This is a genomic window from Paenibacillus sp. JJ1722 (genome assembly GCF_048282685.1).
In the GTDB taxonomy this organism is placed as follows: domain Bacteria; phylum Bacillota; class Bacilli; order Paenibacillales; family Paenibacillaceae; genus Paenibacillus; species Paenibacillus polymyxa_B.
Genome location: NZ_CP182500.1, coordinates 533939 through 547555, shown reverse-complemented (window position 1 = coordinate 547555; position 13617 = coordinate 533939). Strand labels below are relative to the sequence as shown.

The 13617-nt window shown below is 45.3% G+C and carries 18 protein-coding genes; 1 reads left to right on the top strand and 17 read right to left on the bottom strand.

From position 1 onward, the window contains the following. Positions 1–38: 38 nt before the first annotated feature. From ACM1ND_RS02470 to ACM1ND_RS02415, 12 genes are all read right to left on the bottom strand, one after another. Entirely contained in the window at positions 39–911 is an 873-nt protein-coding gene (locus tag ACM1ND_RS02470; protein ID WP_418027015.1) for a phage minor head protein, read from the bottom strand. After that, the gene (locus tag ACM1ND_RS02465; protein ID WP_418027014.1) at positions 904–2397 is read right to left on the bottom strand and encodes a phage portal protein; all 1494 of its coding nucleotides are present in this window, start codon (positions 2395–2397) and stop codon (positions 904–906) included. Before ACM1ND_RS02465 ends, ACM1ND_RS02470 begins: the two co-directional genes overlap by 8 nt. After that, positions 2398–4086: a DNA packaging protein gene (locus ACM1ND_RS02460; RefSeq protein ID WP_418027013.1), complete on the bottom strand. Its 1689-nt coding sequence runs from the start codon at positions 4084–4086 to the stop codon at positions 2398–2400. Further along, positions 4080–4946, bottom strand: coding sequence for a phage terminase small subunit (terS, locus tag ACM1ND_RS02455; protein WP_418027012.1), 867 nt, complete (start codon positions 4944–4946; stop codon positions 4080–4082). The genes ACM1ND_RS02460 and terS overlap by 7 nt, the downstream gene beginning before the upstream one ends. 93 nt (positions 4947–5039) lie before the next feature. Continuing rightward, positions 5040–5507: a hypothetical protein gene (locus tag ACM1ND_RS02450; protein WP_418027011.1), complete on the bottom strand. Its 468-nt coding sequence runs from the start codon at positions 5505–5507 to the stop codon at positions 5040–5042. A gap of 91 nt (positions 5508–5598) precedes the next feature. Continuing rightward, entirely contained in the window at positions 5599–5817 is a 219-nt protein-coding gene (locus ACM1ND_RS02445; protein WP_418027010.1) for a hypothetical protein, read from the bottom strand. A gap of 585 nt (positions 5818–6402) precedes the next feature. Further along, complete coding sequence (locus ACM1ND_RS02440) at positions 6403–7434, bottom strand: DNA cytosine methyltransferase (RefSeq protein ID WP_418027009.1); 1032 nt, start codon at positions 7432–7434, stop codon at positions 6403–6405. Next, entirely contained in the window at positions 7431–7979 is a 549-nt protein-coding gene (locus ACM1ND_RS02435; RefSeq protein WP_418027008.1) for a ParB N-terminal domain-containing protein, read from the bottom strand. Before ACM1ND_RS02435 ends, ACM1ND_RS02440 begins: the two co-directional genes overlap by 4 nt. Before the next feature lie 418 nt (positions 7980–8397). Next, positions 8398–8703 (bottom strand): hypothetical protein, encoded by a 306-nt coding sequence (locus tag ACM1ND_RS02430; RefSeq protein WP_418027007.1) that lies wholly within the window; start codon positions 8701–8703, stop codon positions 8398–8400. Between the two features lie 544 nt (positions 8704–9247). Further along, positions 9248–9430: a hypothetical protein gene (locus ACM1ND_RS02425; protein ID WP_418027006.1), complete on the bottom strand. Its 183-nt coding sequence runs from the start codon at positions 9428–9430 to the stop codon at positions 9248–9250. A 106-nt stretch (positions 9431–9536) separates the two neighbouring features. Further along, on the bottom strand, positions 9537–10166 hold the full coding sequence (locus tag ACM1ND_RS02420; RefSeq protein ID WP_418027005.1) for a DUF4367 domain-containing protein: 630 nt from the start codon (positions 10164–10166) through the stop codon (positions 9537–9539). Positions 10167–10511: 345 nt separating this feature from the next. Beyond that, entirely contained in the window at positions 10512–10796 is a 285-nt protein-coding gene (locus ACM1ND_RS02415; RefSeq protein WP_418027004.1) for a hypothetical protein, read from the bottom strand. 288 nt (positions 10797–11084) lie between these two features. On the opposite strand from ACM1ND_RS02415, the gene ACM1ND_RS02410 reads away from it, so the two are divergent. Further along, entirely contained in the window at positions 11085–11894 is an 810-nt protein-coding gene (locus ACM1ND_RS02410; RefSeq protein ID WP_418027003.1) for a hypothetical protein, read from the top strand. 256 nt (positions 11895–12150) lie between these two features. Here the strand turns inward: ACM1ND_RS02410 and ACM1ND_RS02405 are convergent, their stop codons facing one another. The 5 genes from ACM1ND_RS02405 to ACM1ND_RS02385 all read right to left on the bottom strand — a co-directional run bounded on the left by ACM1ND_RS02405 (position 12151) and on the right by ACM1ND_RS02385 (position 13592). Continuing rightward, the gene (locus ACM1ND_RS02405) at positions 12151–12633 is read right to left on the bottom strand and encodes an ArpU family phage packaging/lysis transcriptional regulator (RefSeq protein WP_418027002.1); all 483 of its coding nucleotides are present in this window, start codon (positions 12631–12633) and stop codon (positions 12151–12153) included. Positions 12634–12725: 92 nt separating this feature from the next. Then, complete coding sequence (locus ACM1ND_RS02400) at positions 12726–12851, bottom strand: hypothetical protein (protein WP_323873213.1); 126 nt, start codon at positions 12849–12851, stop codon at positions 12726–12728. Then, on the bottom strand, positions 12848–13087 hold the full coding sequence (locus ACM1ND_RS02395) for a hypothetical protein (RefSeq protein ID WP_418027001.1): 240 nt from the start codon (positions 13085–13087) through the stop codon (positions 12848–12850). The genes ACM1ND_RS02400 and ACM1ND_RS02395 overlap by 4 nt, the downstream gene beginning before the upstream one ends. A gap of 8 nt (positions 13088–13095) precedes the next feature. Next, positions 13096–13296 (bottom strand): hypothetical protein, encoded by a 201-nt coding sequence (locus ACM1ND_RS02390; protein ID WP_418027000.1) that lies wholly within the window; start codon positions 13294–13296, stop codon positions 13096–13098. Positions 13297–13301: 5 nt separating this feature from the next. Continuing rightward, positions 13302–13592 carry a hypothetical protein gene (locus ACM1ND_RS02385; RefSeq protein WP_418026999.1) on the bottom strand — a complete coding sequence of 97 codons (291 nt, stop codon included), beginning with the start codon at positions 13590–13592 and terminating at the stop codon, positions 13302–13304. Between the last annotated feature and the right edge of the window lie 25 nt (positions 13593–13617).

Genomic DNA, 13617 nt, shown 5'->3' with positions numbered 1-13617 from the left:
AGGTAATTACCTCCAGTTCTATTTATATATCCTTTTATCTATATCTTGGATTCTTCCTTTTTTCTTGAAATAAGAAATTCTTGGTCTATAACAGCCTTCATTGTACAACGACAGTTGACGATCTCCTTCGCTTCACCGTTCGGATCGCCGGGATACATCAGCTTGCTATCACCGACTTTAAAAGGCTCATCCAGCGGTACCACCTGACCATTGGCCTTGCGATGGCTTTTGCGGGTACGTGTGCCGGCAGCAGACCGCCATTTTTTTCCCTTGGCGATCTCTGACTGTTTCCAGCCCTCCAGCTTGCCACCGTTGGCGGCTGCTGTGCTCATGGTTCTGGACACACGTTGCGCCCGTTGCATGCTGAATGGGCCATCTTCCCCGCTGGCCGCTTGAGCACTAACCTCCTGCACAAGCAAAGCCCGCTCCGAAGGTGTAGCTCCTTCCTCAATGGCTTTCCCGAAGCTACGCAGCAACACATCCGTAGAAGCTTTGTTCATGTCTGGTACCAGCTTCTTGAGCTTTTTGGAAAAACGGCCAGCAGCCTTGTTCCCTGTGCTCCATACCTTTTCCTTGTCCAGTGCCATCAGTTCCGTTTCACCGGCCAAATGAAACAGTGGTTCAAAAGCCTCCTGTATGGCTTGCTCGAATAGCTCCGCAAACACATCCGTAGTGTGCAAGGCAATAAGCACCTTACTCAGCTCCCCGATATCGCCAAGGGCATCTTCGCTCAATTCTGATATGGCATCATTAAGCGCCTGTCCCTGTAGCTCAAGGATCTCGGTTATACGATCCTCACCTTGCTTGTACAATTCCTCAAGTACCTTGCGCTCAACGTAGCTCAGCTCAAGACTGTCTAAAAATTCATCGTCGTCAGCTTTGGCAATCAGCGTCCAACAGGACTCACACATGCAAAGCGGCCTCCTTGTCAGCCTGTTTTAACAAGCGTTTGGCAATTGTAGCGATACGATTTTGCATGTCGTCTGTGTCCGTGTCAGGCTCCGACTCAAGCAATGCGGGCTGACTGGATGCAAGTTGTGCAATCGGTGTATCCAGATATTCCTCGCTGTACTTCGTTTCATCGATGGTAGTTCCAAGCACATCTTCAGCGATCGGAATCAGATCCCGCACCAGCATAATGCCCCGGTCAGCGATAAAGTCCAGCATAGCTTTGCGATCAGCCGGGTCTATAATCTTCGGCCCTCTCAACACGGCACGCACTCGGAAAATGTCCATAGCCGGGAACAGGCGCTTATTAAATATCTCTGCCATGATCCACTTACGGTATGGCTCAAAAACTTGTTCTTCTGCAAAGCGTAGAGCTGCATCGGCGGTCGCCCGGTTATAATCTGAACTCTGACCGACCAAGATCGGCGGTAATCGGAAGGCAGACAAGATATCAGTCTTCTTTTCCTTGCCATATTCGAGAAAGAGCGCGTCTTGTTGCAACAGGTCATTGAGCTTGTCCAACTTGATCTGCACCTTTTCAACCTTTTCGTCCATCGGGCCGCCTGTCTCTTCCCCTTTTGCCTCCAAATAGAGAATACCCCCCTGTGAGTCGGAACCTTTCACATTTTTAAGCAACTCCATTGACTGCTTTGTCAGCTTACCGTTGGTAACGGTTAGGAGCATGGAAAGCATACGACCATTGGAGAAGTAGGAAACGTTCAGTTCCTCAGCTTCACGGCTGCCGACCACGCCAGGCGCATTACCAAACCAGCGCGGCTCTCCATAGGGGCCGTCATGACCGATACGAAGCGGGATAATCTGATTTTCCTCCCTACCCTCCTCTGCCTCCGTACCAAATAAGCGAAACCATACGACGGAAGTATTACGTTTCATCGCATATCGCCGGGTGTAAAGCTCCTGTGAAAACTCTTCTACTTGCTTTGTGGAGCTGATACGCCGCTTGCGCTTGATAGTCGCCTTCGTACTTTCCTTCGTACAACGGACATATTTCGGGTTCATCCGGAAAATTGTCGGGAACTCCGAACCTACAGGCCAAGCCACTTCAACATTAGCCATCCCTGTACTTTCCAAGTCTTCGATCAATTGGCTTATGATTTCGTCCGGGGTATCCTCCAGATTGCAAGTTTCGAGAAACTTCTCCGCCTTGTTCCAATCATCCAGAGCGGTTTTATCGTTTTCCCCCGGCAAATACTCCAGGGCAATACCATAACCAGCGATATTGCGTTTGTATGCCTCTATGCATTGCGGTATGATGTTGGAGTTTTTGACCAGCAGCTTGCAGGAAGCAGGGTCATTGCCGAGTGCGAAGGGTAACAGACCGTGAAGATCGTACAGATCGTCAAATAAATCCGGCAATTGAGCGCTGGACGGAATATGACGGTCGTCTGCTTTACTGATCTGAAACCACTGTGCATTTCCCTCACTCATCTATATCCACCCCACTTCCTCGTTGTAATCATCACGGGATTCAGCCCGTTTTTGTTGTTTCTTTGCGTACCAGTCGAACCATCTACCAGCTACCTGCCGTAGTTGCAATGCGATGGCATAGGCCATTATACAGTCATCGTTACAGCCGCTATCGGCTTCGGCTTTGCCGTTGTTATCGATAAAAGTAAGACACTCCTTGTACAACTCCCGACAGTAGATCGGGTAAAGTTGATCCCGTATAGCTTCCTTGAAGTCGCTGACCATCACAGGCCGGGTTACCTTGTTCGTGTTCCACCCCATATCGCCCTTTTTGGCAAAGTAAAGAAGCGGATAATGACACGTATTAAACAACGTATTTAACACTGATTCACCTGTGTTATTGTTCTCCACGCCGAGCAAGGCCATGTTGTAATAACGGCCCAACGTGTCCAGCTTCTTACCGTAAAGGTCGGTATCCCACTTGCCGCGTAGCATGGCGCACATTTCCCCTGTACGTTCTTCCAGAATATACGCAGCGTCATAGTCACCGCCCGTCTTGCCCTTAGCTGTATCAGCACCAATGATGTACCGCTTGCCTTCTTCGGGCGCGACAAAAACGCGCAGCTCGCCTGAGTCTGCACGGATCACTTTCCCTTTTACTTGGTCAACCTCGTATCGCGCTCCCGGTTTGCCCAAAACTTCAAGCAAACTCTGAATGTACTCATTGTCGAATATGCCTTCGCCAGACAAAAGGAAAGCTTCTAACGGCTCGCCTGGGTATTCCTGCCGGAACACGCGCGGATCTCCGTTACAATCGTTTCGGATCGTAAACCGCCGCCATTGGAGCTGTTCGTCGTCCAAATTGTACTTAGCTTTTAGCTCCAATTCTTCGGGAGTAGGCTCAAAGTCCGGCGGTACCGGCTTACGATAGTCTGGCATTTGGAACCAAGCGAAGAACATGGGTGTAAAGTCGTTTTCACCTTCACATGCTGCATCCCACATCTGCTTAAAATCGTCCATGCCGTTGGCGGTAGATTCCACGACGCCCAATGTCCCCGGCTCTTTGGATAAAGCCGCGAATACGGATAACATATGCTTCTTCTTTTTACTCGCTGGCCAGAAAGCCAGCTCCGAAGCATGCAGATAATGAATCGTCTCCGAACGAGCAAGAACCCGGCTCTCTGCTGACTGCACGGTTATCTTGGATTTAAGGCCCGGATTCAGGCGGTGTTCATAGGGTTTCACCGATGGATTTTCAAACGTGAACCTTTTGGTATTGTTCCGTTTACTCATGGGCTTGATAATTTCCGGCACTTTTTCATAGTACAAACGGAACATATCATACAAGTTACCGGATGCGTGCGAGTCCTGAGCGACGATAAAAGCATTCTTAGCCTCTTGCAAAGACGTGAGGTAATAAATAACGGCTTCTGTGACAGTGGAGAATCCCATCTGCCGCGCCTTGAGGATGATGATCCGAACCGCTTTGCCCGCCCTAATCTGCTCGAAAACTTCACGGACAAATTCCCGTTGGGCATCATTGAGCGTGAGCGGCATAATGCGGCCGTCCTTGGTTTTAATTTTGAGCATGCGCCAGCAGAATTGCTCGAAGTCAGCCAGAACTTCTTTCAGTTCAGCCAGCTTTTCAGGGCGCTGCTTTAACCGCCGCTTGGCTCGTTTTCGATGCTCCTTAGCAAGAGTAATTACCATTCGTCGTCATCCCCATCGTCATCATCATCGTTTTCGCCGCCTTCATCGCCTCCTGAACCACCATATCCACGCGTCTTGAATTTCTCCAGTTCCAGCCGTTCACGAGCAATCTCCAGCTTTTCTTCCTCTTGCTGCAAGCTGGCAATAAGGTTAATAACCCGAAGCTTCTTGTCACGGGTTTTAACCAGCGCTTCTTCCTGTTTCAAAATCTTATCCAGCTTGGAAGTAGTGACGGTCGTAATTTCCGTGACCTTCATCCCTTCGGTTACAACGGGAAGATCAATCTGCTTCCCTGTCTTTGGACTAGTGTACGGAACCTTGTCCTTGCGCTGGTGTAACTCCTGTTTGATCTTCTTTTCCTCGTCGGTCAAGCCAGCTTCAAGCTGCTTGACCCGGCGCATGTGTCGCCGTTCTTGGATGGACAGCATAATAAGTTGCTCATTAAGCTGGGCCAAAGGGGAAGTATCAATCTGATCAAACAGTTCCTGTTCGTCTTCCTCCAAGGCATCGAGAAAAATAGTTTCATACATCCCTGTCTTGAGGGCCTTCTTGTTGCGATAGGGACCGCCCGGACCACCACTATTTCCCTTAGCGTTCTGATTTCCAGGGGGAGCACCACCACGATTGCCGACAGCATTTTTGTTCCCTTTAGGCGCTCCTCGTTTGGTAACGTTACTTTTGGATTCATTGGTAACGTTACTATTCAGATCGTCTGCCCATTTGTCCTGTGACTTCCATTTTCGGACCTGAGTCTCGCCAACAGAAAGAGCGACGGCGATGTCTTTTAGCTTCATCGTTCCGTCGCTCTCCAGCCACATCTGTTTTGCCTTGTCCCGCTCGGGACTTCGCTCTCTGGCCATGTTACACAATCACCACCCCCAAGAAAAAAGGATGCCACAATCAAGCAAATTTTTGCTTTCAGGGACATCCTCTTTGTTTAATTTTTATAGTAACTAATTTCCAAGAGCCAAGGCATTAAAGCTCTCCGGGCCAATACGAACTACATCTGTTGGATCGCCTCCTACAGTAATGTTCCTTGCAAAGACTGTATATACTACAAAGCCTGTACCTATTGGAACGTTATAATCCGAAGCAGCAAATGAGTATTCTTGAGGGGTTCCCTCCGTTCCATTAGGAAAAAGAGTTTTAGTACCACTAAAAACCACTGGATCTGTAGGATTAGTTCCTCTAACAATTTTAATTTCTACAAGATTAAAAAGAGCGGTGGGGACTAAATCTAGCCTGAAAGTAATAATCCCATCAAATTGGACACGAATTGGGAAGCTTGCGCTCGCTTGGCTAATATCTAAGCCCACCTGTCCGAATAATTGATAAGCAGCAGATGTAGGAACATTTATGCTGTTAGTAGTACTTGCATTTTGAGATGTCCTTCCATCTAATGTTCGACTGTATAGAGTCATTTAGCTGCCCTCTCCCTTCTAATAAACTAGCAGTAGCTAATTCATTTTATGAGAGGCTTCGCTTAAAAGAAGCGGCTAAAGCAGAAAGATGCTAGAGCTCGTCTCTTTGCAACTTAATATCCAATTCAATCAGACGATCCAAGTCCTGGACCGTCTGCATTTTTATATTTCCAGCCTGTAGGTCTTTGACCCACTGAGCAATGCCAGCCTTAACAATCTTCCGGTATTGCGCCTTGCTTTCAAGGATACCTTCTATGATTTCAATCTCGCGTTGTAATGATGCGTTGTATTGTTCGTCTGCTGTTCCCATTGTCGTATCCCTCGGCTTTCCTATATACTGGAATGCGAGATAGCGGATGATCCGAAAAGCCACGCGTGGCGGGCCGCTATCTCAGCCGGGGGATACCCTGGATGATGAGGGAGACGTTCGAGCGTCTCCCTTTTTAATATTGCCGGTTATAATACGTGTATGGTGTTAGTTGTTCACTGAATGTCACTAGGCCTAACCTCGCTATAGCCTCTTTTACAGTTATATTTTTAAGATCAATCGTAACTTTCTCTTGAGCTAAGGCAACAGGCAACAATATTTGCCTTGGAAATAATCTTTCGAAATAGAATGCTAAATAGTACAAATATTCATCATGTGCTTTAAGACAAATTAGGCTATCTTGATACAAAGGCCTCTTTAACGCACTAAATGAACCCGGACATTCACATTCACAATCAGCAGAACCAGTGGGACCACAAATACAACTATTCCCCTGACAACATGCAGCCCCAGTAGATGCCGAACCACAATCACAACAAGTTAGTTGTCTTGAATACGAAAGCATGAGTTTAAAACCTCCACTTATGATTTTTTATAAACTCATGATATTCACCCAAAAAATTAATGTTACTCAAACCATTGGGAATTGATCTGCTCAGCAATCCGCTGCATCATCAGCGGTGGGACACTCATACCGCAAACGTACTGCGGATCAGCATCCAGAAAATCGTAATCGCTTGGGAAAGTCTGTATACGGATAATGTCAGAAACGGATATCTGCTGTGGCACATCACCCCGAAGGAACACGGACGAACTTGCAATCGTGTTGGCCACTTTCTGATCCTTGAGCAGAATAGTATTAAAGTTGCTCACTTTGCCTTCTTCACGCTCCGTCACATCCCCCATATTAAGATCAGAAGGGCGCTTCTTGTGCCAGCGCTGAAATGTTAGACTGTCCTGGTTGATCAGTCTGCCCTCCCCGCTACGAATATCCTTATACAGCACAGGTGGCTCATTAAACTCCAATCGTAGCGGCGGAAACGGCAGATCCTCCCGGGCCGCGATGAAAAAAACACGCTCCCGCTTTTGAGGGACGCCCATCGTGGCAGAATTGAGAAGGAATAACTGCGGCCTGTAGCCGATCTCACGCAAGCGGGACAGTACCAAGCTGACGAAACCACGCGCTTTGCCGATCAGCATACCCTTTACGTTCTCGGCTACGATAGCCCGTGGCTGAAGCTTGTGCGCTACCTCCAGAAACTCAAAAAACAGGTCGTCAAGTTGCTGTACGGCCTGTCCCTCACGGAAAGCATATTCTCCACCCCATTTATCTTCACGGTCACCTGCAGTTGAAAACACACTGCATGGCGGCGACCCGTCCAACACATCCAGATTAAACAATTCTGCCGACAGCTTACTATCAGGAATAGACTTGAAGTCCTGAATAGGCATTAAGAACGGATACGGTGGGTTATGGTTCTTCCTGTAGATACGCATCATCTGCGGATCGATCTCAACATTGCCCAGCACCTTATAGCCAGCTCGCTTGTATCCCATTGTGGAGCCACCGCCACAGGAGAAGCAAGAAAACACCGTCCGTCCATGCTGCGGCACAGTAGCCAGATCAGACAGCTTCCAATCCCATGCAGGACGGATCATGACTCACTGGCTCCTTTCTCTGTGCGATCAAACACAAAGCCACATCGTGGACACTTGCACTCGAAATTCTCTTCGTCGAACTCGCTCACGTCCAGTTCCTTATTGGTGAAGTCCCCAAGCTGATCTGCTGCAGGTTCAGCAAAGTCTTTCATTAACTGTTCGACCTCATCCTTATCGAAGCCAGAAAGGACCAGATCAGCTCCACTCTGCTCCAGATCGTCAAGCAATCGATAAAGGGCTTCATCATCCCAGTTCCCACTGACCTTGTTAAGCGCCAGATTGAGAAGCTTTTCCTGCTGTTCGTCCAGGTCAACAACACTTACAGTCAACTCCGTATGACCCAGCTCGTTCACCATGATCTTATAGCGTTGATGGCCGCCCACCATGTTCCCGGTGCGTTCGTTCCAGACGATTAGCTCCACATAACCAAATGATTCGATGCTGGCTTTTAGCTTCTCGTATTCTGGATCACCTGGCTGAAGATCAACCCGTGGGTTGTATGCTGCTGCGTTGATTTGTTCGATTGGTAGGACTCTGATTTCCACGATTTGAATCTCCTTTCATTTATCTCCGCACCTTTCTGTTAGTTCATCACGACCAATATAGTGAGAACAAGAGAAGGGAGGAAGCTACATGCTTACGATTCTGTTGAGTGTAACAATACCAGATATCTGTAAGGTCCTAATTGCTTACTACATCTATAAAGCAACTGTAGTAAAAGCCAACAACTCAAGGTAAAACAAAGAGGGCAGACCATGACGGTTTGCCCTGTATTTGTGTTGAGTTGGTTTCTACTATTCCGGTGGGTGGCTAATAGGCTGTCAGAGCGTGTGTATACCCTCTCTCTGCTCTCTGCTGCACTCCTTTCGGCAATCGTCCGTGTGATAGAAAGGAAGCTCAAAACAGCTCACATATTGTCGTATGAGTGCAAAAGAAAAAGCACCGCAATGGGTGCTTTATACTTTATTGTTGGAAAAACACATAATACGGTCTGACCACAAGATTAACTGGCCCGCCACTGTAATTATAAAAGTAGACGTCCCAGCTATTAGAACCATGCACTTCCACCCTTGAGACATGAATCTTGAAAGTTTCCGGGCTATCTGTTTGAAATACATAATTCATTATAACCTGTTCTTCCTTTACTCTAAGTTCCACGATCATCTCATCAATAATTACCCTAGTAACCGGGTCACCTAATTCTGCACCTATTGGTGTTCCAGGAAATCCAAAAATAGCATCATTTTCTGTTTCTGTTTTGTTGGACACAATAACCTTCCTTTCTAGAATCTAACTCACCCATATCTTCTGCTGAATACAATTAATTTATTCAGAAAATCACTGATAATATCACAAAATTCGCTTTACGCACTGTAACTTTGGGCAGTATTGCTTAACTCCATCCCAATTTCCCCAAACACAACCTTTGCATTTCTTCGGCTGTTTTGGTGGTCCTTTCAACGGGAGCAAAATTCCTTTCTTCTGCTTCTTCTTCAAACCAAAAATCCTTTCAAGGCAATAAAAAAAGCCACCCAAATGAGTGACTTGTATCTGCCTATGTATTTAGAGCACCAAATGAACTGATGCGCTTATTTAAAACCCGAAAAAAGAAACAGCGATAGGTTTTATTCCCGCAAGCGGGATGCAAAACGCTGCGCTGTTGCATAAAAGCATTTGTACTTAGTAACTAGAGAGGAGTGATAAGACCATTTTACAAATTGCTAAAAATGGCCGTCAAAGAACAAAAACCGGACAATACTGGAAATTGGGCAATTAAACCATAATAAGCTGGCTATTGCTCACTTTCTCAATACTACTCGTCCCAAACGATTCTTTCACCCAGTTGATCATCATCACCAGACTTCATGATTTCCCAACACACACCACAAAATGAAGCGCCAAGCGTAGTGTGAACTTCTGGATTTGGATTATTGCATATTAAACACTGTCCTTTTACAGGACGCTTTACTTTTCCTGTCTCCACATCATGAAACAAGGACGATCCCTCCTTAACTGATAATGATAGTCTGCGAGGATGAATTGTAAGATGTAACAAAAAAACACAAGCAAATATGCCTGTGCTTTTTTTGTAGCTTATCTTGTTACTCTTGAATTTTTTTTGCAATTTCCATCAATTCGTCAAGGTTTCCGTTAGAAGAAGAAACGGTATAGAAGTGATCTTTCGTAATCAAATGAACAACTTTTCTAGCTTGTCCGTCAACATAAATAGCAGTATGGTCGTTGATTTTAGTCGACTCGACCTTTTCTTCTTTATACGATTCTTTCAAACTATCAATAGTAGCCTGTTCGCCCATTTGGGATTCGGTTTGAATGACCATAATTTCAGTACCATCAGTTCCACGATATGACTGTCTAATGACCAGTCCATTCTCGCCTTTTAAAGCTGTTGTGTTTAATGGTTGCAAACTGTGTTTTTCAGCCGCTGTCGCTTTAAGCGAGGCTTCCTGCGCTAGATTGGGAATATGGATATCTTCTACTGGTACGTCAGATATGTTTATGAGTCCTTCGATATCACCAGAGCTTTCAACTACTGTCTCTGCTGGTGTTTCAGTCGGCGTTTGAACTGTTGAAGTATCAATCGCTTCTGCTTTCGTTTCATCCGGAACCTGTGATGGAACTTCCGCTTCGGCAGCATATGAATTATATACAAATGCACCACTACCTATTACGAGTGCGCCACCTAAAGCCACAGCAACTAATTGTTTTTTCAATTTAAATCCCTCCTAAATTAATATACTCTACCTGAAGTAACGGTGTAAGACTGCTATGTATGTATTTATTGACTAATAAAGCATGTTCAAAAAACAGCTATTATAAATTAGTTAGCTATTTTTTTACATTTGTTTGTCTCCTCTTACATTATAAGTTTTTTATTGTAATATTTCAACAAAACCATGGACAATCCTACCAATATATTAGTGGCACGCTACGGAATTGAACCGCGCAAGGGGTCTGACCAGACTGTTAATGTTTCCGCTGGTTAACTGGTGCCTTGCTGCCTGTACGTGCCGTAAAGCCCCGGAATGATCCGGGGAATGATGCTGAGTGATGCTTAATTACTTGAGCGCCAGAGCTGCTGCCTTAACGTGAGCTGGGATGGTGTATCCGTCCTTTTCCGTCAGGCTGCCATCAGCATGCACGGTTACAGCGAGTTGCTCGTACTCATCGCCACTTGCTGGGATAACCGGATGGCCGTATGCATGTTGGCCTTCAAATTTAATGGCGGTGCCGTACTCGCTCTTGGTCTCTGCTGCTTCCTGCGTGCTTTCGATGTGCAAGATTCTAAACCGATCCAAATATGCGTACCCACCGTTTCTTACTGCGCTTGCTTCTGCAGACATATTCATTTCCTCCTAATATGGTTTTATAGAGAAATCAAAAAAGGCCGGCACATTGGCCGACCTGATCACCGAGGCTCAAAAGCTAAGGTGTGTTCCTTATTTGATTTTCCATGCTATAAATTTACCACATTAAAAGTCCAGTGGCGGGCCACTTCAAGGCCATATTTAGGACAATTATAGGCCACAGAAAACTTTCCCGCGAAAATAGGTTATATTTGTCATTCATGTATGATAGTATTGTATTCAGCTAGCCGGCTACCAATTTTATGTAATCTGGAGGATGAATGAATGAAAAAGCTGTCTGCAACCTTGCTGACACTCATTTTTTTATTGGTATTTTCCATCCCTGTATCCGCAAATCCAGCAGAGTCAGACTCACACGGCTTAGAACCCTTTAAAGATGCTAGTACAAAAAGCGAATCGGAAATTGACAGTTATTTAAAACAAATGGGCTTTACTGACGAAGAATTAGGTTTCACTCCATTGGAATTAAAAAAGGACATTGCGAGTAACGGTGGCACTAAGATAAAAATTGAAGAGTTAGACCCTGAAGTCGTTATTAAAGATGAAAATGGAAAAACAGTTGCACCATCTGATAAAATTTCTACTCAAGATGTCAAAGACGGAATTTTCAAAATGTATGGCTATGCATTTAAACTCGAATCTCCGAACAGTAGAGAAAATGCCTATCATGTTTATGCTTCTTATAACTGGGAAAGAGGTCCTTTGGCTTATTACACTGATACATTGGCAATGGCTTGGCAAAGTAAAGTTACTCCTTATCGTTCTCCATATAGTGTCCATAACTGGAGAAGCGGATCGCACCTTTATCAGTACGAAAACCAACTACAGAAACAACAAATTGAGGGTGACGCCTTCGAGGTAGATGTTTTAGGGTATCCAGATCCGCAAGATGGATTTGCCAGACAAGAAGTAAGAGCTCCTAAATCACTAACTGGCCAAACAGGCGCAGTGGAGATTGCTTATGCTCACAAGACTATTCCTGGTGTGGCATTGGCGATACTTAACTATTTCAGCATAGACTTCTCTGGAGCAGGACAACAAGAGTATCAAGACAGATTCAATTTTACTTACTAAAATAATTCACAAAAAAATAAAGGTACCGGGATAATCTTTGCCCGGTACCTTTAAATAAGTTGGAGGTAATAAAAATGGTCTATCTATATATGCTTGTCAGTCTCATAGTGTTTTATGTCGTGGTTTTCATTCTATCTCTGTTCAATATTCATATAATTAAAGGTGATGAGACTACCTATATTTTACTGGTCCTCATAATCGGAATCCTGCTTCACAACTCTGAAAACAAAAAAAATAGGTAGACGTGCACCAATAATCAGCTATATAACCTCTCTACATATCCCACCTCATATACTTCAACTCTCAAGGCAGCGGCAAGAATATTAAGGGCTTCCGACTTTATACGGCGGAAAGTCCTGTCGCTCAAGCCCAGCTCTCCACAAGCTATAAAATCAAACTCCCCTTCATCATCCAGATAGCTGCGCTGAATAACCTCCCGTTGCATACTGGAAAGCTTACTCATTGCCAGTTCCAGCAGCTTATCCTTTGCATGAAGCTCTGCTTCTTTGTCCACGTTGTAAACAGCGATGTTCTCTGTTTGCTTGCTGATCGCGTTTGTAGATTGATGTTCTCTATATGAATACGCCTGTGTGGTTGCTGCTTCGCGTCGTACAAAACCTATCTGCCGATACTGCCGAACTGTCTCCAGATATTCCTCCACCGCAAGGCGGGTGGCTTTTTCATCGACCGGCAATATGTTAAAAGTCAGTTGTAAGTTATTTTTTCTTCTCTTCCCCATTATCGCATTCCCCTCACCGTGTTATAATTTGGTGAAGGTTTGAAACCACTGACCCCCGCGAGCCCGGCCAAGGTATGCGGGGGTTGTTTGTATTACTCCGGGATGCATGTCCCACAAAACTCCTGCCATTCAGCTTGGCAGTCTTCCAGACTCCATCCGTCTACTAAATCCTCAGGGTAACCATATTCCAACAATAATTGACGATAATCCTTACTCATAGGGTGCTGCTCCTTTCGTAGCTCTTTGGTGCATACTTGCTTGTTGTCGTGTCCTTCAAATCCAATTTCATGAGTTCGTGAATCACACGAGTTTTCGGAATGCCGAGTTGTCTTGCAATACTGGACCGGGTAACCCCTTTGCTGTCCAATTCAAATATCTGTTGGCTTATCTCGTCTGGAAGCAACTTGGATAGTCTCTCGATCAACGCATCTGGCCTTTTTTTTACTTGTGTCATACCTATCATCACTCCCCTAATGCTGATACTTCACCTTTTGCCCACTTTGCAAAGCCTAACAGTGTCATGAGATACCAACCAGAATCGTGTTCTTTCTTGTAGTACAGCTCACCATCTTTACCAACACGATTGCCAATCAAGATTACCGTTCGTTTTTCACCTTTACCGTTGTGGTATGTCTGACCTTCCTTGACTCCGCTTGGACTCATACCATTCACTCTCCTTGGGTAGTAGAATCGATCTGATAGGAATCAGGAAGCTCAACCCTTACAGGCGGTCGATCATATACAGCCAGGGTCAATCCTTTGCGGAAATATTCCAGATAAAAATGAGTTCGTATTATTTGACCTTCGCGTATAAACTCGAACTCTAAATAATCTCCTTTAATGTCAGTTATAGTCCCGTTTACATCTATTTCATCGCCGCCCTCGTCGTTCCCGGAAATACGCGCCCGCATCCAACGTAAATTGGGGTTAAACGCCCACGACTGTACTGCTAATTCCATTTATAATCGTCTCCTTTAGGGCTAT

Excerpts from the sequence above, each read along its gene's own strand:
- ACM1ND_RS02470 (WP_418027015.1), bottom strand. The coding sequence starts at position 911 with ATGTGTGAGTCCTGTTGGACGCTGATTGCCAAAGCTGACGACGATGAA.
- ACM1ND_RS02465 (WP_418027014.1), bottom strand. The coding sequence starts at position 2,397 with ATGAGTGAGGGAAATGCACAGTGGTTTCAGATCAGTAAAGCAGACGAC.
- ACM1ND_RS02460 (WP_418027013.1), bottom strand. The coding sequence starts at position 4,086 with ATGGTAATTACTCTTGCTAAGGAGCATCGAAAACGAGCCAAGCGGCGG.
- terS (WP_418027012.1), bottom strand. The coding sequence starts at position 4,946 with ATGGCCAGAGAGCGAAGTCCCGAGCGGGACAAGGCAAAACAGATGTGG.
- ACM1ND_RS02450 (WP_418027011.1), bottom strand. The coding sequence starts at position 5,507 with ATGACTCTATACAGTCGAACATTAGATGGAAGGACATCTCAAAATGCA.
- ACM1ND_RS02445 (WP_418027010.1), bottom strand. The coding sequence starts at position 5,817 with ATGGGAACAGCAGACGAACAATACAACGCATCATTACAACGCGAGATT.
- ACM1ND_RS02440 (WP_418027009.1), bottom strand. The coding sequence starts at position 7,434 with ATGATCCGTCCTGCATGGGATTGGAAGCTGTCTGATCTGGCTACTGTG.
- ACM1ND_RS02415 (WP_418027004.1), bottom strand. The coding sequence starts at position 10,796 with ATGTCTGCAGAAGCAAGCGCAGTAAGAAACGGTGGGTACGCATATTTG.
- ACM1ND_RS02410 (WP_418027003.1), top strand. The coding sequence starts at position 11,085 with ATGAAAAAGCTGTCTGCAACCTTGCTGACACTCATTTTTTTATTGGTA.
- ACM1ND_RS02405 (WP_418027002.1), bottom strand. The coding sequence starts at position 12,633 with ATGGGGAAGAGAAGAAAAAATAACTTACAACTGACTTTTAACATATTG.
- ACM1ND_RS02400 (WP_323873213.1), bottom strand. The coding sequence starts at position 12,851 with ATGAGTAAGGATTATCGTCAATTATTGTTGGAATATGGTTACCCTGAG.
- ACM1ND_RS02395 (WP_418027001.1), bottom strand. The coding sequence starts at position 13,087 with ATGACACAAGTAAAAAAAAGGCCAGATGCGTTGATCGAGAGACTATCC.
- ACM1ND_RS02390 (WP_418027000.1), bottom strand. The coding sequence starts at position 13,296 with ATGAGTCCAAGCGGAGTCAAGGAAGGTCAGACATACCACAACGGTAAA.
- ACM1ND_RS02385 (WP_418026999.1), bottom strand. The coding sequence starts at position 13,592 with ATGGAATTAGCAGTACAGTCGTGGGCGTTTAACCCCAATTTACGTTGG.